Origin of the sequence: Actinomycetospora sp. (assembly GCF_036497245.1) — a bacterium.
GTDB lineage: Bacteria > Actinomycetota > Actinomycetes > Mycobacteriales > Pseudonocardiaceae > Actinomycetospora.
This window is the reverse complement of the sequence record NZ_DASXJS010000132.1, coordinates 39,418-55,232: the sequence shown is the minus strand read 5'-3', so window position 1 is coordinate 55,232 and position 15,815 is coordinate 39,418. Positions and strand designations below refer to the sequence as shown.

General features: G+C 75.1%; 14 protein-coding genes. 8 read left to right on the top strand and 6 right to left on the bottom strand.

What is annotated here, in order from left to right:
• The first annotated feature begins 5 nt into the window (after positions 1-5).
• The 4 genes from VGI02_RS13710 (at position 6) to VGI02_RS13695 (ending at position 3,877) form a co-directional block, all read left to right on the top strand.
• Positions 6-122, top strand: a complete 117-nt coding sequence (locus VGI02_RS13710; RefSeq protein WP_331627944.1) for a D-arabinono-1,4-lactone oxidase — start codon at positions 6-8, stop codon at positions 120-122.
• Positions 119-1,174: an alanine racemase gene (locus VGI02_RS13705; RefSeq protein ID WP_331627941.1), complete on the top strand. Its 1,056-nt coding sequence runs from the start codon at positions 119-121 to the stop codon at positions 1,172-1,174. Before VGI02_RS13710 ends, VGI02_RS13705 begins: the two co-directional genes overlap by 4 nt.
• A gap of 129 nt (positions 1,175-1,303) precedes the next feature.
• Positions 1,304-2,431, top strand: coding sequence for a baeRF2 domain-containing protein (locus tag VGI02_RS13700; protein WP_331627940.1), 1,128 nt, complete (start codon positions 1,304-1,306; stop codon positions 2,429-2,431).
• Positions 2,432-2,722: 291 nt separating this feature from the next.
• Positions 2,723-3,877, top strand: a complete 1,155-nt coding sequence (locus VGI02_RS13695) for a DUF4192 domain-containing protein (RefSeq protein ID WP_331627939.1) — start codon at positions 2,723-2,725, stop codon at positions 3,875-3,877.
• A 14-nt stretch (positions 3,878-3,891) separates the two neighbouring features.
• On the opposite strand, the gene VGI02_RS13690 is transcribed toward VGI02_RS13695, so the two are convergent.
• From VGI02_RS13690 to VGI02_RS13680, 3 genes are read right to left on the bottom strand one after another with little or no spacing between them, the layout of a single operon-like run.
• Entirely contained in the window at positions 3,892-4,548 is a 657-nt protein-coding gene (locus VGI02_RS13690; RefSeq protein ID WP_331627938.1) for an HAD hydrolase-like protein, read from the bottom strand.
• Positions 4,545-5,540 (bottom strand): UDP-glucose 4-epimerase GalE, encoded by a 996-nt coding sequence (galE, locus tag VGI02_RS13685; RefSeq protein ID WP_331627937.1) that lies wholly within the window; start codon positions 5,538-5,540, stop codon positions 4,545-4,547. The genes VGI02_RS13690 and galE overlap by 4 nt, the downstream gene beginning before the upstream one ends.
• 54 nt (positions 5,541-5,594) lie before the next feature.
• Complete coding sequence (locus VGI02_RS13680) at positions 5,595-6,308, bottom strand: iron-dependent transcriptional repressor DtxR (RefSeq protein WP_331627936.1); 714 nt, start codon at positions 6,306-6,308, stop codon at positions 5,595-5,597.
• 89 nt (positions 6,309-6,397) lie between these two features.
• Here VGI02_RS13680 and VGI02_RS13675 point away from each other — a divergent pair, with 89 nt between their 5' ends.
• The 4 genes from VGI02_RS13675 to VGI02_RS13660 all read left to right on the top strand — a co-directional run bounded on the left by VGI02_RS13675 (position 6,398) and on the right by VGI02_RS13660 (position 11,868).
• Positions 6,398-7,315, top strand: coding sequence for a sulfurtransferase (locus VGI02_RS13675; RefSeq protein ID WP_331627935.1), 918 nt, complete (start codon positions 6,398-6,400; stop codon positions 7,313-7,315).
• A 36-nt stretch (positions 7,316-7,351) separates the two neighbouring features.
• On the top strand, positions 7,352-8,518 hold the full coding sequence (locus tag VGI02_RS13670) for an acetoin utilization protein AcuC (RefSeq protein ID WP_331627934.1): 1,167 nt from the start codon (positions 7,352-7,354) through the stop codon (positions 8,516-8,518).
• 114 nt (positions 8,519-8,632) lie between these two features.
• Positions 8,633-11,317 (top strand): bifunctional acetate--CoA ligase family protein/GNAT family N-acetyltransferase, encoded by a 2,685-nt coding sequence (locus tag VGI02_RS13665; RefSeq protein WP_331627943.1) that lies wholly within the window; start codon positions 8,633-8,635, stop codon positions 11,315-11,317.
• Positions 11,318-11,373: 56 nt separating this feature from the next.
• A complete protein-coding gene (locus VGI02_RS13660) occupies positions 11,374-11,868 on the top strand; it encodes a hypothetical protein (RefSeq protein WP_331627933.1) in 495 nt (164 codons plus the stop codon).
• A gap of 335 nt (positions 11,869-12,203) precedes the next feature.
• Here the strand turns inward: VGI02_RS13660 and VGI02_RS13655 are convergent, their stop codons facing one another.
• The 3 genes from VGI02_RS13655 to VGI02_RS13645 all read right to left on the bottom strand — a co-directional run bounded on the left by VGI02_RS13655 (position 12,204) and on the right by VGI02_RS13645 (position 15,604).
• On the bottom strand, positions 12,204-13,247 hold the full coding sequence (locus VGI02_RS13655) for a sigma-70 family RNA polymerase sigma factor (RefSeq protein ID WP_331627932.1): 1,044 nt from the start codon (positions 13,245-13,247) through the stop codon (positions 12,204-12,206).
• A gap of 153 nt (positions 13,248-13,400) precedes the next feature.
• Positions 13,401-13,955 (bottom strand): D-aminoacyl-tRNA deacylase, encoded by a 555-nt coding sequence (locus VGI02_RS13650; RefSeq protein ID WP_331627931.1) that lies wholly within the window; start codon positions 13,953-13,955, stop codon positions 13,401-13,403.
• Entirely contained in the window at positions 13,952-15,604 is a 1,653-nt protein-coding gene (locus tag VGI02_RS13645; protein WP_331627930.1) for a DUF7782 domain-containing protein, read from the bottom strand. Before VGI02_RS13645 ends, VGI02_RS13650 begins: the two co-directional genes overlap by 4 nt.
• Positions 15,605-15,815: the final 211 nt, after the last annotated feature.

Below are 15,815 nucleotides of genomic sequence, written 5' to 3'. Positions count from 1 at the left end.
CCCAGCTGGCTTCGTCGTACCCGGAGTTCGACGCGTTCCTCGCGCTGCGCGACCACCTCGACCCCGAGGGCCGGTTCGGGAACGCCCACCTCGACCGCATCCTCGGAAGGGCGGCCCGATGACGCAGACGCTCGCTGACCTGCAGACCCCCGCGCTCGTCGTCGACACCGAGGCCCTCGAGGCCAACCTCGCGGCGATGGCGGACCGCTGGCCCGGCGCGACGCTGCGCCCGCACGTCAAGGCGCACAAGACGACCGCGCTGGCGCACCGCCAGGCCGCCCACGGCCACCCGGGCTTCACGTGCGCGACGATCCGCGAGGTCGAGGGCATGGTCGCGGCCGGGCTCGGCCAGGACCTGCTGCTCGCCAACGAGGTCCTCGACACCCGGCGCCTCGGCACGCTCGTCGACCGCGGCGCCCGTGTGACGGTGGCCGTCGACTCCCCGGAGACCGTCGCCGCCGCGGCCGCCGGCGGGGTGCGCGAGGTGCTCGTGGACGTCAACGTCGGCCTGCCCCGCTGCGGGACGGCTCCGACGGAGGCCGGAGCCCTCGCCGACGCGGCGCGCGCCCGCGGACTCCAGGTCCGGGGGGTCATGGGCTACGAGGGCCACCTGCAGGCGCTGCCCGACGCCGCCGAGCGGGCCCGACTCACCGAGGGGTGCATGGCGCTGCTGCTCGCCGCGCACGCCGACGTCGGCGGCGAGATCGTCTCCGGCGGCGGGACCGGCACCTCGGCGATGAACCCGTGGGTCACCGAGATGCAGGCCGGGTCGTACGCGCTCATGGATTCCGTCTACGCCGCCGCGGGTGTCGGCTACGCCCAGGCCCTGCACGTGCTCGGGACCGCCGTGTCGGTGGCGCCGCCGCGCGGCGAGATGCCCGGTTACGCCGTCGCCGACGTCGGGCTCAAGGCACTGGGGATGGACCACGGGAACCCGACGATCCCCGGATGCCCCGGGGCGAGTGGAGCGACGGGGGGAGGACACGTGTGGTTCTGCTCGGACGAGCACGTGACGTTCGCGCCCGCCGCCGACGCCGCTCCCGTCCGGGTGGGTGATCGGGTGCTCGTCGTCCCCGCCCACGTCGACCCGACGGTCGCGCTTCACGAACGGATGCACCTCGTGCGCGGCGACGAGGTGCTCGACACCTGGGCGGTCGACCTTCGCGGCTGGTGATCCCACCTGCGCTGCATCTCCGGTGATTCGACGCATGCCGTCCGGGGCCGACCGGGTACGGAGTACCCCAGGCATTGACGACATCCGCGCCCGGACCCCAGTGGGCGCGGCGAGAAGGAGGAACTCCGGATGGACCTGTCGCGCACGCGGGATCTCTTCGAACGGCCGGGGCCGTTCGCGACGGTCTACCTCGAGGCCCGCAGCCCGGGCGAGAACGGGGCCAAGGAGACCGAGCTGCGCTGGCGCGGACTGTCGAAGTCGCTGTCCGAGCAGGGCGCCGACGACAAGACCGTGGCCGCGCTGGACGAGGTGCTGGGCACCGCCCGCGGCGGTGACCTCGACGCCTACGGCCGGGTGGTCGTCGCCTCGCCCGACGGCGTGCTGTTCGACGAGACCGTCGACGCGGTGGACGCCTCCGGCGACTCCGCGATCTGGTCGCCGCTGCCCGAGCTCGGGGCGTACTACCGCTCGCAGTCGGGCTCGGTCCGGGTGCTGCTGGTGGTCGCCGACAAGACCGGCGGCGACGTCCACCAGGTCATCGCCTCGAACGCCGAGGGCGCCCGGGAGCTCACCGAGGAGACCATCAGCGGCTCGGCGGTCGAGAACGTCCACAAGCCGCGCGAGGGCGGCAACGCCCACAAGCAGCGCCAGCGCCGTCACGAGCAGGCCACCTACCAGAACGCCGCCGACGTGGTGGCCGGCGTCCGCAGCGCCGCGTCGTCGTTCCGGCCCGAGGTGCTGGTGCTGGCGGGCGAGGTGCAGGGCCGCGAGGTGGTCCGCGAGCAGCTGCCGAAGGAGCTCCTCGACATCACCCGGGAGGTCGACGCGGGCAGCCGCGCGGCGGGCGCGAGCGAGGACGCCCTCGAGGACGCGCTGCTCACCGAGGCGGGCCGGGCCGCGACCGAGCAGGAGACCGCGGTGCGGCGGCAGTTCCACGAGGCGAAGGCGCACGCCAACGCCGTCGAGGGACTGGAGCCGGTCCTCGAGGCCGCCCGCACCGGCGCGGTCGCCACGCTGCTGCTCGTCGACGGGACGCCGGTCCCGGGCGAGCTGTACGTCGGCGACAGCCCCGAGGCGCTGTCCACCGACCCCGCGAACCTGCGCGAGATCTCGGACGCGAAGCCGGTCGCGCGGCCCGCGGAGAACGTGCTCGTCCGGGCGACCGGGGCGCTGGGCGGCGACGTCGCGGTGCTCGGCGCCGGGACCGAGCTCGTCGACAACGTCGGCGCGCTGCTGCGCTTCCCGACCGGTTCCTGACCGGCCGGGTTCCTGACGGGGGGTGAGCACTGATCGGTGCCCGGCACCGATCAGTGCTCACTAACCGAGCGCGCCCAGCGCCCGGATCGTGTTGGTCGCGTCGAGGGCGGCGACCTCGTAGGCCTCGGAGAGCGTCGGGTCGTTGAGGACGGCGTCTACCAGGTAGTCCACCGTGCCGCCGTCGTGCCGGGTGGGTGGGGCCTCTGCGTGACCCGATGACGGCCCCCGTCGACGCCTGCGGCCGTCCGGGTGATCCGTGGAGCCGATCGCGGCCGGCGGAGTCCAAGGGACATGAGCAGCAGGAAGAAGCGCCCGTCCCGTCGTCCCGCCACGATGCCCGCCCCCCGGCGCGGCAGGGCCCCCGAGGAGCCGGTGGTCGTCCGGCTCGGGACGCCGCCGGAGCTCGTCGCGTCCCTCCCGGCGATGCTGGGCTTCGTCCCGGAGGACTCCGTGGTGGCGATGGGGATGCACCGCCGTGGGGGGCGCAGCCGCGTCGGGGCGATGGCCCGCGTCGACCTCCCGCCCGACCCCGCCGACACCGGCTCGCCCGACCCCGCCCACACCGGCGCGGCCGAGACCGACCGGACGCTCGCCGCCGCGGTGCGCGACCGGTTGGTACGCACGGAGCCCGACTCCCTCCTCGTCGTGGTCGTCTCCGACGCCGAGCCGGGCGAGCGCCCGCCGCACGCGGGCCTCGTCGACGCGCTGACCGCGTCCTTCGCGGCGGTGGGGGTGCCGGTGACCGGGGCGGTGTGGACCGCCCGGATCGCGGCGGGCGCCCCGTGGCGGTGCTACGACGACTGCGGGTGCACCGGCACCCTGCCCGACCCGACCGGCACCCTCGCCGCCGCCGAGACCGCGGCGACGGGGCGGGTCACCTACGCCTCACGCGCCGAGGTGGAGGCGGTCCTCGCCGCCGACGCCGCCGCGGGTGGCCGCCGGCGCCGGGGTCTGGTGGACGATGCGCACCAGGCCGCGCTGACCGACCGGGAGCTCTCCGGTCTCGGTGCCGCGCGGCGCGACCTGGAGGCGGTCCGGCACGCGGCGGCGGAGATCGGCCGCGGTGTGGTGCTCGCCGAGGAGGAGCTCGCGCGGCTCGCGGTGGCGCTGTGCGATCCGCGGGTGCGCGACGTCTGCCTGGGCTTCGCCGCCGGTCACGACGACGCCGTCGACCCGGACCACGCCCGGACGCTCTGGACCGTGCTCACGCGGGCGGTCCCCGCTCCGGAGGTGGCCGAACCCGCGACGCTGCTTGCGTTCGCCTCGCTGGACGACGGGGGCGGCGCCACGCTCACCGTGGCCCTGGACCGCGCCATGCACGCCGACCCGTACCACCGGCTCAGCCGGCTGCTCGACAGCATCGTCGCGTCCGGTGTCGCCCCCGGCGACGTCCGCGAGATGGTCGCCGGGGCCGCTGCCGAGGCCGGCGCCCGGCTGGCGGCCTGATCACCCCGGCGTCATCACCCCAGGGAGGCGAGCGCGGCCGGGATCTCCGCGGGCTTGTCGATCACGTCCGCCGCGCCCGCGGCCTCGAGCTCCTCCCGGCTGCCGAAGCCCCAGGACACCCCCAGGCATCTCAGCCCGTGGGCGCGGGCGCCCTCCACGTCGTGGTGGCGGTCGCCGACCAGGCCGACGACGGGACCGTCGCCGTGCCGGGCGAGCGCCAGCCCGACGACGGCGGCCTTGCCCTCGACGCTGCCGTCGGACGAGGCGCCGTGCACCCCGCCGGCGAACGCGTCGGCGAGCCCGAGGTGCGCGACGATCTCGGCGGCGTAGACGACGGGCTTGCTGGTGGTCACGGCGAGGACGTCGCCGCGGGCGGTCAGCTCCTCGAGCGCCTCGGGGATCCCGTCGTAGAGCGCCACGTCGAACATCGCGCCCCCGCCGTAGCGCTCGCGGTACGCCGCCATCATCGCGTCCCCGGTGGCGACGTCGACCCCGAGGATGTCGCCGAACGCCGCCGGGAAGGGCGGCCCGATGAGGGCCCGCAGCTGCTCGGGGGTGGGCTCCGGGATCCCGACGGCCGCGGCCGCGTGGCGGATCGAGGCGCGGATGCCGGGGCCGGAGTCGACGAGGGTCCCGTCGAGGTCGAACAGGACGAGCGGCGATGCCTTCACGCGCCCGCTCCCACCCGCATGGCCTGCGCGAACGACCAGGCGTCGGCGACGATGCCGTCGAGGTCGCCACGCTCCGGCGCCCAGCCCAGTCGGGCGCGGGCCCGCTGCGCGGAGGCGACGAGCACCGCCGGGTCGCCGGCGCGGCGCGGGGCGACGATCGCCGGGATCGGGTGCCCGGTCACCCGCCGGCACGCCTCGACGACCTCGCGGACCGAGAAGCCGGTGCCGTTGCCGAGGTTGCACACCAGGTGCCCGCCCGCCTCGGCGCCGGTCAGCGCGAGCAGGTGGGCGGCGGCGAGGTCGTCGACGTGGATGTAGTCGCGCACGCAGGTGCCGTCCGGGGTCGGCCAGTCGTCCCCGAACATCGAGACGTGCTCGCGCTCGCCGAGGGCCACCTGCAGGACGAGCGGGATGAGGTGGGTCTCGGTCGTGTGCCGCTCGCCGAGCATCGGGCCGTCGGCCGGGCGGTGTGCGCCCGCGACGTTGAAGTAGCGCAGCGACACCGCGCCGAGCTCTCCACCGGAGGCCGCGGCGTAGGAGGTGATGGCGTGGTCGATCGCCAGCTTGGTCGCGCCGTAGGGGTTGGTGGGGCGCGTGGGGGAGTCCTCGGTGATCGGGCTGGTCTCGGGCTCCCCGTAGGTGGCGGCGGTGGAGGAGAACACCAGCCGCGGGACCCGGTGGGCCCGGACCGCGTCGAGCAGCGCCACCGAGGTGACGACGTTGCCGTGCCAGTACTTCGCCGGGTCGACCACGGACTCGCCGACCAGCGAGCGGGCCGCGTAGTGCAGCACGCCGTCGAACTGCCCGCCGCCCAGCACGTCACCGGCCGCGGCGGCGACGTCGCCCTCGACGAAGGTGGCGGCGGCAGGTACGGCGTCGCGATGGCCGGTGGAGAGGTCGTCGAGCACCGTGACCTCGTGGCCCGCGGCGAGCAGGTGGGCGGTGCACACGCTGCCGACGTAGCCGGCGCCTCCGGTGACGAGCAGCTTCATGACCACGATTCTGACGCACAGCTCTGTGCGCCCGCCCGGGACCGGGGCGGAGAGCTAGACGGCCCGGACGAGCACCGCGTGCGCGACGAGCGGGTCGACCTCGGAGCGCTGCCCCGCGTGCCCGATGTTCACGGCGTCACCGAAGCGCGGGATCCCGACGACCTCGATGTCGCTGCCCGGCAGGACCCCGGCCGACTTCAGCCCGGCCATGAGGACCTCGTTGAGCTGCACGTGCTCGGCGATGCGGCGGATGACGACGTTGCCGCCACCCGAGCGCGCGAACTCGTCGAGCCGGACGAGCCCGGCCTCGTCGGGGGTGGGGGTGCGGGTGGGGAGCTCCGTCGGCCCGCCGCGCAGCTCCTCGAGGCCGGGGATCGGGTTGCCGTACGGGGAGACGGCCGGCTCGCCGAGCAGCGCGAAGACCTTCTTCTCGACGGCCTCGCTCATGACGTGCTCCCACCGGCAGGCCTCGGTGTGCACGTGCTCCCACTCGAGGCCGATGACGTTGACGAGCAGCAGCTCGGCCAGGCGGTGCTTGCGCATCACCGAGACGGCCTTGGCCCGGCCCTCGGGGGTGAGCTCGAGGTGACGGTCCCCGGCGACCTGCACGAGGCCGTCGCGCTCCATGCGCGCCACGGTCTGGCTCACCGTCGGCCCGCTCTGCTCGAGGCGCTCGGCGATCCGCGCCCGGAGCGGGGTGACCCCCTCCTCCTCGAGCTCGTAGATCGTCCGCAGGTACATCTCCGTGGTGTCGATGAGGTCGTTCATCCCCACCCCTTCCGTCCCGTGTCCGATCCTACCGAGGCGGGAAGACACCGCGGACCGCGGCGCGGCGACAGGAGGGGCACGATGGTCGCGTGCCGACCCCTGCAGCGCCGCTCGTCGCCGCCAAGGACCTGATCTCCGAGCTCGCCGGCGGTCCCGCCGGCACCGACGGGCGCCCCGTCGTCCTCGACGTCCGCTGGCGGCTCGTCCCGCCGCCCCAGGGTCGCAAGCCCCGTCGCCGACCGGACCCGGTGGGGGAGCCCGACTTCGACGCGGGGCACGTGCCGGGCGCGGTGTTCCTCGACATCGACACCGACCTGGCCGGTCCGCCCGGCCCGGCGGGCCGGCACCCGTTGCCGGATCCCGACGACCTGCAGACCACGCTGCGCCGTGCCGGCATCGGCTCGCGCGGTGGCATCGTCGTCCACGACGGCGTCGGTGCCGGGGACGGCATGGCCGCCGCCCGGGCGTGGTGGGTGCTGCGCTGGGCGGGGCTGGCGCCAGAGCGGATCCGGGTGCTCGACGGCGGCTTCGACGCCTGGACCGCGGCGGGCGGAGAGATCTCGACCCGGTCCGGTGGCGCCCGCACGCAGGGCGACATCGCCATCAGCGCAGGCGCGATGCCGGTGCTCACCGCCGACGCCGCGGTCGCCATGGCGAGCTCGGGTGTGCTGCTCGACGCCCGGGCCCCGGAACGGTTCCGCGGCGAGACCGAGCCGATCGACCCGGTCGCGGGCCACGTGCCGGGGGCGAGCAACCTCCCCGCCGGCTCGATGCTCGATGCCGACGGCCGATGGCGCTCACCCGAGGAGCTGTCCGCCGCGCTGGCCGGCGTCGTCGGCGAGGCGGGCCCGGTGGGCGCGTACTGCGGTTCGGGGGTGAGCGCGACCATGCTCGTGCTCGCGGCCGAGATCGCCGGCGTGCGCCCGCCCACCGACCCGGTGGCGCTCTACGTCGGGTCCTGGTCGAACTGGTGCGCGGGCAAGCGCCCGGTCGCGACGGGCGCCTGAGCCCGGCCCGGGGACGTCGTCGGTAGCGTCGGCCCCATGCGCACCACGGTGGTCTGGGACGAGGCCCTGCTCGCGTACAAGCTCTCCTCGGATCACCCGCTGCATCCGGTGCGCCTGGACCTGACCATGCGCCTGGCCCGCTCGCTCGGCGTGCTCGAGGGGATCGAGCCGCTCGTGCCGACCCCGGCGCCCGACGCGGAGCTGGAGCGGGTCCACGTCGCGTCCTACCTGGACGCCGTCCGGCGGGCCCCGCAGCACGGCGACGACCCGGTCCACCAGCTGGGCACCGCCGACAACCCGATCTTCGAGGGGATGCACGAGGCGGCCGCCCTCATCTCGGGCGGCTCGATCGCGGCCGCCCGCGAGATCGCGGAAGGGCGCGCGGACCGGGCGGTGAACCTCTCGGGCGGCCTGCACCACGCGATGCGTGACCACGCCTGGGGCTTCTGCATCTACAACGACTGCGCGATCGCGATCTCCTGGCTGCTCGATCACGGCTACACGCGGATCGCCTACCTCGACACCGACGTCCACCACGGCGACGGCGTCCAGGCGGCGTTCCTCGACGACCCCCGCGTGATGACGATCTCGATGCACCAGCACCCCCGCACGCTGTGGCCGGGCACCGGGTTCGCCTCCGAGATGGGTGACGGCACCGCCGCGGGCACCGCGGTGAACCTCCCGCTCCCACCGGGCACCCGCGACCCGGCGTGGCTGCGCGCGTTCCACGCCGTCGTGCCGTCCCTGTTACGGGCCTTCGAGCCCCAGATCCTCGTCACCCAGTGCGGCGCCGACACCCACCACGAGGACCCGCTGGCCGAGCTCTCGCTGACCGTGGACGGCCACCGCGCCATCTATCAGGCGTGCCGCGGACTGGCGCAGGAGTACGCGGGCGGCAAGTGGCTCGCCCTCGGCGGCGGCGGGTACAACCTGTTCCGGGGGGTGCCGCGCTCCTGGACCCACCTGCTCGCGACGGTGCTCGACCGCGACGTCGACCCGCAGCGCCCGATCCCCGCTTCGTGGACGTCGTACGCGGCGGGGCGCTCGAATCGCCCGCTCCCGACGAGCATGACCGAGGACGCGTCCACCGACTGGTCGCCCTGGGGCGGCTACACCGAGATCGACGTCGACCGCTTCGTCCTGGAGACCCGCCGCGCGGTCTTCCCGCTGCACGGTCTGGAACCACAGAACGTCCTGGACTAGCGACCATCTGGACGGGAGACCATGAGCTCGCAGCCCACCGAGACACCCGGTGCGGAGGATTCCGACGCCCCGGCCGGGATCGGCACGTCGGACATGGACGCCGAGACCGTCCCGATGCGTGCGGCGCCCGACGCGCCCTACCCACGGCACTGGGAGGCCGACGTCGTCGCCGCCGACGGCGTCACCGCCCACCTGCGCCCGATCAGCCCCGGCGACGCCGACGCCGTCGTCGACTTCCACTCCCGGCTCTCCGAGCGCACCCGCTACTACCGGTACTTCAGCCCCTACCCGACGATCCCGGCGCGCGACCTGCGCCGCTTCGTCGAGGTCGACCACCACGACTCGGTGGGGCTGGTGCTGTGGCTGGGCGACGAGATCATCGCGATCGGCCGCTACGTCCGCCTCCGGCCGGACGAGGAGGGCGGGTCGGCGGACGCCGCGGAGGTGGCGTTCGTCGTTCGCGACGACCACCAGGGCCGGGGTCTCGGGTCGATCCTGCTCGAGCACCTGGCCGCGGCGGCCGAGGAGGTCGGGATCACCCGGTTCGTCGCCGAGGTGCTGGCCGAGAACCGGGCCATGGTGCGGACCTTCCGCCAGGCCGGCTACGACGTGACCCGGGCGCTGGAGGGCTCGACGCTGCACCTCGAGTTCGACGTCGCCGCCACCGAGCGCTCCACCGAGGTCCGACGCGCCCGCGAGCAGGCCGCCGAGGCCCGCAGCGTCGCGAACGTCCTGAGCCCTCGCTCCGTCGCGGTCATCGGCGCGTCCGTCGACCCCGGCAAGGTCGGCCACGTCGTGTTCGCGAACCTGCTCGCGCAGAGCTTCACCGGGCCGGTGTACCCGGTGAACCCGGACGCCCGCTCGGTCCGCGGCGTCCGGGCGTACCCGACGGTGCTCGACATCCCCGACGACGTCGATCTCGCGGTCGTGGCGGTGCCCGCGTGCGAGGTCTCCGGCGTCGTCGACGGCGCCCTCGCGAAGGGGGTGAAGGCGCTCGTCGTCGTCACCTCCGGGTTCGGCGAGACGGGCGAGGACGGCATCGCCGCGCAGCGGGAGCTGGTGACCCTCGCCCGCGCGCGCGGCATGCGCGTGGTCGGGCCGAGCGCGCTCGGCGTCGCGAACCTGGCGCCCGGGGTGCGGCTCAACGCCTCGCTCGCCCCGCACATGCCGCCCGCGGGCCGGGTGGGCTTCTTCTGCCAGTCCGGGGCGCTGGGCATTCAGATCCTCGCGACGGCGGCCCGGCGGCGGCTGGGCCTGTCGACGTTCGTGTCGGCCGGGAACCGCGCGGACCTCTCGGGCAACGACCTCATGCAGTACTGGGACACCGACCCGGACACCGACGTCGTCCTGCTCTACCTCGAGAGCTTCGGGAACCCGCGCAAGTTCGCGCGGGTGGCCCGGCGGCTGGCGCGGCGCAAGCCGGTGGTCGCGGTGGCGAGCGGGCGGCACGCGACGCCGGGCCTCGCGGCGTCGACCTCGCCGCTCGAGGAGGCCTCGGTGGCGGCGGTCTTCGACCAGTCCGGCGTGATCCGGGTGGCCTCGGTCGACGAGCTGTTCGACGTGGCGCTGCTGGTCGCCAACCAGCCCCTGCCGCGGGGGCCGCGCATCGGCATCGTCGGCAACTCCAGCGCGCTGGGGGTACTCGCCGCGGACGTCGCGCTCGCCCACGGGATGCACCTGGCGTTCCCGGCGGTCGACGTGGGGGCGATGGCCGAGCCGGCGCTGCTCGCCGACGCGGCCCTGCGCGCGCTCGAGGACGACGGGTGCGACGCCCTGGTCATCGTGTTCTCCCCGCCGGTGTCCACCGACGGTGCCGCGCACGCCGACGCGCTCGCCGAGGTCGTCACCGGCGCGGACAAGCCGGTGACGACGACGTTCCTCGCCTCGGCGGGGGTGCCGGAGCACCTCGTGGTGCCCTCGGAGCCCGAGGCCGGCGGGCCCGACGTCCCCGCCCGCGGCAGCGTGCCGTCCTACCCGTCGCCGGAGCGCGCGGTCGTCGCCCTCGCGCGAGTGGTCCGCTACACCCAGTGGCTCGAGCGGCCGGTCGGCGACTTCGTCGTCCCCGAGGGCTGCGACGTCGCGGCCGCGCAGGCGTACGTGGAGGGGTTCGGGCCGCTGGAGACGGCGACGGTGCTCACCGATTCCCAGACCGACGCGCTGCTGCGCTGCGTCGGGATCCAGGTGGCGCCCTTCCGCCGGGCGGGGTCCGCCCAGGAGGCCGTGGCTGCCGCGGCGGAGCTCGGCGGGTCGGTCGTGGTGAAGACGGTGGTGCGGACCTGGCGCCACCGCAGCGACCTCGCGGGCGTACGCCTGGGGCTCTCGGACCCCGAGGCCGTCACGTCGGCCTACCACCAGCTCGCGCAGCTCTCCGGCTCGCCGGAGGTCGACGTGCAGGTCCAGGTGCCGCCGGGCATGCCGGTGGTCGTGGAGCTGCGGGACGACCCGTCGTTCGGCTCGCTGGTGTCGTTCGGCCTCGCCGGGGTGGTCACCGAACTGCTCGGGGACCGCGCCTACTGCGCGACCCCGATGTCGACGATGGACGCCCACACGCTCGTCCGGGCCCCGCGGGCCGCACCGTTGCTCGACGGGTACCGCGGCACCCGGCCGATGGACCTCGGCGCCCTCGAGGACCTGCTGCTGCGGGTCGGCCAGCTCGTCGACCACGTCCCGGAGCTGCGCTCGCTGGTGCTCGACCCGATCCTCGCGGCCGAGCAGGGGGCCTACCCGACGTCGATGCGCGCGGTGCTCGGCCCGCCGCCCGGACCGCGCGACACGGGGCCCCGGCGCCTCGGGGGATAGCCCATGTGAGCGGATTTCGTCGTCGGGACGACGAAGTCCCCCCACAATTCCGGGCGATGCCTGCGCTCCGGATGACCGTGCTGTTCCCGTCGGCGCTGCTCGGCGCCGCCCTGCTGCTCGCCGGGTGCGGGGGAACCTCCCCGCCGCCCCCGGCCGGTCCCAGCACCCCGCCGACGATCGCCACCGGGGCACCGCCGGGGGGCACCTCCACCCCGCCGGTGCCGGTCGATCCGCTGGTCGCCGACCCGCCCGACGGCACGACGACGCTCGACGCCTCCCGGGTCGACGCCTCGGGTCTGCCGCCGGGGTTCCCGACGCTCGTGTGGACCCGGGGCCCGCGCACTGTCGGGGTCTACGGCCGCGCGGGCGGATGCACCGAGGCGACCGCGCAGCTCGTCGACCAGACCGCGGAGGCGGTGACGGTGCGGGTGCTGCAGACGACGACCTCGACGGGCCCGTGCACCCGCGAGCTGCGCTATCCGCCGCTGGAGGTGACGCTCGCGGCCGACCTGGAACAGCGCCGGGTGGTGCTCACGGGCGAGATCCGCTGACCCGGTACCCGGAAAAGCCGAGAGACCGGGCCGGCCCCCGGCCGTCCCGGTCCCTCGTCGCCGACGACCCTCGTGGTCGCCACATCCCGGATGCACCGGTGGTACCGCCGATCCGGCGTGCCCGGCGTCACACCGCCTGTGCTGGTGGAAGCATGGCCGCTCCCGAACGGAGGGGTCAAGCGCGCAGCCGGGCGGCCGTGACCGGTCCCGTCGGCATCGATTCCGCAACGATCGGTGATGGCGGGAGGGGATCGTCGCGGTCCGGACGGCCGACCGGGACCCGGTCGGGGCCCGGCTCGGCCGCGGCCGTCGCAGCGCGTGAGATCGTCGGCCGGTCAGCTCGCGGCGTACGCCTTGAGCTTGCGGGCGCGGTCGCCCTCGCGCAGCTTCGACATGACCTCGCGCTCGATCTGGCGGACACGCTCGCGGGAGAGCCCGAAGCGCTTGCCGATCTGGTCGAGCGTGCGCGGCTGCCCGTCCTCGAGCCCGTACCGCAGGCGGATGACGTTCTGCTCGCGCTCGTCGAGCGTGGCGATGACCCGGCGCATGTCGTCGTGGAGCAGTCCGGAGATCACCGTCGACTCGGCGTCGGTGGCCTCGGCGTCCTCGATGAAGTCCCCGAGCGGGGCCTCCTCCTCGGAACCGACGGGCATGTCCAGGCTGACCGGGTCGCGGCTGTGGTCCAGCAGGTCGGACACCTTGTCGACCCCGAGCCCCGACTCCTCTGCCAGCTCCTCGTTCGTGGCCTCCCGGCCGAGGGTCTGGTGCAGGTCACGCTTGATGCGGGCCAGCTTGTTGACCTGCTCGACCAGGTGGACGGGCAGGCGGATGGTGCGGGCCTGGTCGGCCATACCGCGGGTGATGGCCTGGCGGATCCACCACGTCGCGTAGGTCGAGAACTTGAAGCCCTTCGAGTAGTCGAACTTCTCGACCGCCCGGATGAGGCCGAGGTTGCCCTCCTGGATGAGGTCGAGCAGCGGCATCCCGCGGCCGGTGTAGCGCTTGGCCAGCGAGACGACGAGCCGCAAGTTGGCCTCGAGCAGGTGTGCCCGTGCCCGTCGCCCGTCGCGGGTGACCGCCCGGAGATCCCTCGCGCGGTCCGCGTCGAGAGTGTCGTCCTCGAGCAGGTGGGCCGCGTACACGCCCGCCTCGATCCGCTTCGCGAGCTCGACCTCGTCGGCCGCCGTCAGAAGTGCCGTCTTTCCGATACCGTTCAGGTAGACGCGCACGAGGTCGGCAGCCGGGCTCTGGGCGTCGAGGTCGCTCTGGGCCTCCGCCTCGGTCTGGAGCGCAGTAGTCTCGGGGACGACGTCGGGGGTCGACTCGTGCAGGACGGCCTCGGCGTCGCGAGACTGCTGCGGGGCGAGTGTCGCCGTCATGGAATCCTCCCTGCGCGGCACTGGTCTGGCGCACCGCGTCATGTGGTCGAACGCTCGGCGGGGCGCGATCGTTCCCGACCGCCGGGCGCCAACGCGGATAACCGTTTGTGACGGTGCTGACGCATGTTCCGGGCCATCCCCGAGCAACCCGCGTCACACCTCGACGATCACCGTGAACGGCCCGTCGTTGACCGACTCCACCGCCATGTCGGCGCCGAACACGCCCGTCGCCACCGTCGCGCCGCGGTCCCGCAGGGTCGCGACGACCGCGTCGACCAGTCGCTCCGCGTCCTCGGCGGGGGCGGCCGCCGACCACGACGGTCGTCGTCCCTTCCGGGTGTCGCCGTAGAGAGTGAACTGGCTCACGACGAGCAGTCCCGCGCCGGTCTCGGCGCACGACCGCTCGCCGGTGGAGCCCCCGTCGCTCCGCTCGCCGTCAGTTCCCCCGTCGCTCCGCTCGCCCTTGGATCCCCCGTCGCTGCGCTCGCCCTTGCATCTCCCGTCGCTGCGCTCGCCCGGCCCGAACAACCGCAGCTCGTGCACCTTGCGCGCCATGACCGGCACCGGGTCGTCCGCCGTCCCCACCCGCGCCGGGTCGTCGCGGTGCACCCCGAGCAGGACGAGCAGGCCCGGCCCCTCGAGCGCCCCGACGACCTCCGGGCCCACCGAGACCGAGGCCCGGCTCACCCGCGCGACGACGGCCTTCACCGCGGCACCACCATCCCGTGCAGGAAGAGCTCCCGGATGACGGGGAGCGCGGCGGCGGCGAGCTCGTCGGGGTCCCGCCCGTGGGCGAGCGCGAGCAGCTCGCAGAGGTCCCGGAGCGGGAGATGGCCCCGGCACCCGGCGAGCAGCGCCTCGCCGAGCTCGTCGAGGTCGTGGCGCCACTGCGGCCCGTCGAGGCGCACGAGCGTCCCGCCGATCCGCCGCCAGCCGACCGCGTCGTCGTCGGGGGCCTCGGGTTCCTCGTGGTCGGCCGGATCGGCCGGATCGGCCGCGGTGTAGCCCCGCTCCAACGCCGTCGTCGGCGGGACGAGAAGCGTCTCGTCGAGCAGGTCGCGCCCGCGCAGCCAGGCCACCCGGTCCAGCCACGCCTCGACCTCCGGGCCCAGCGGATCGCCGTGGGCCTGGCGCATGTCCTCGCACACGACGGTGCCCGGGACAGCGCTGCCGTCCCGACCCACCCCGGTGCGGCGCAGGGTCACGAACCCGAAGCCGATCCCGACGACGTCGTGCTCGGCGAGGAAGTCGAGCCACCGTGCCGCGCGCGTGCGGCCCGCGGGCGAGGCGGGGTCGACGCCCGCGTCGCGCAGCCACGTCCCGACGTGCAGCGTCGGGTCGGCGACGTCGCGCTGCACCACCCACGCGTCCAGCCCGCCCGGCGCGGCGGCCGCCGCGGCCTCGGTGAGCCAGCGGCGCGGCCGCGCGTCCCAGCCGTCGTGCGGATCGCCCGCGGCCCGGGCGGCCTCGACGTCGGCGCGGGTCACCAGCCAGGACGCGAGCAGCTGCCCGACCCCGTCCTCGGCGAGGTACGCGGGCACCGTCGAGACCAGCAGCGCGCTCGCCCCGTCCCCGCCCAGGCCCGCGTCGCGGTAGACGTGCTCGACCTCCGGCGGGCCGGGCACGAAGGGTGGGTTGCAGACGACCTGGTCGAACCGGCGCCCCGCGACCGGTTCCCACCACGGTCCCGCGAGCACCTCGACGTCCACGCCCGCGAGCGCGAACGTCGCCCGGGCGAGGACGAGGGCGCGCTCCGACACGTCGGTGGCGGTGAGGGTGGCCGCGTGCCCGGAGGCGTGCAGGGTCTGCACCCCGCAGCCCGCCCCGAGGTCGAGCAGCGTCCCGACCGGACGGCGCACGGTGGCGGCCGCGAGCGACATCGAGGCTGCGCCCGTCCCCAGCACGTGCTCGCGCCCCTTGCCGTCGTCCGGACCGTCCGCGCGGACCTCGAGGTCCGAGAGCACCCACCAGGAGCCGTGCTCGTCGGCGTGCGGACGGAGGTCGAGCGCCGCGACCACGGTGCCGCCGTCGGCCGGGTGGAGCAGCCCGGACCCGACCGCCTCGTCGAGCCCGACGGGGTCGATCGCCGCGGCCACGTCGTCGGCCGGACGCGACTCGCCGAGCAGGAACAGCCGCACCAGCGTCGCGAGCGCGCCCTGTCCGCCGACGGCTCGGGCGGCCGGCTCCGGCTCCCCGCGGTCGAGCGCCGCGCCCGCCTCGGAGCCCAGCGCGCCCGCCAGGCCGTCGACGGTGAACCCCGCGCGGCGCAGCGGGTCGGCGAGGCGCCCCGCCACCTCGGGCAGCAGTGCGGCGTCGAGGGCGGGGCCGTCGTCGGTCGCCGGGGTCGGTGCGATCACGCGAACAGTCTCGGACAGACTCCCGGTGATCGGTTCACCGGCCGCGTCGTCGCTCATGACGTGTGGCACACCGTCACGACGGGGACATAGACCCTCCGAGGAGAGGGGACCGTGCCGCGGGCATCGTGGCAGGGTTGCCTCATCGAGGTCGGCGCGTGACGCTGTGCACACACCTGGTGCGGCGCGGCGTTCGGGGGCCGGCCAGCACGTC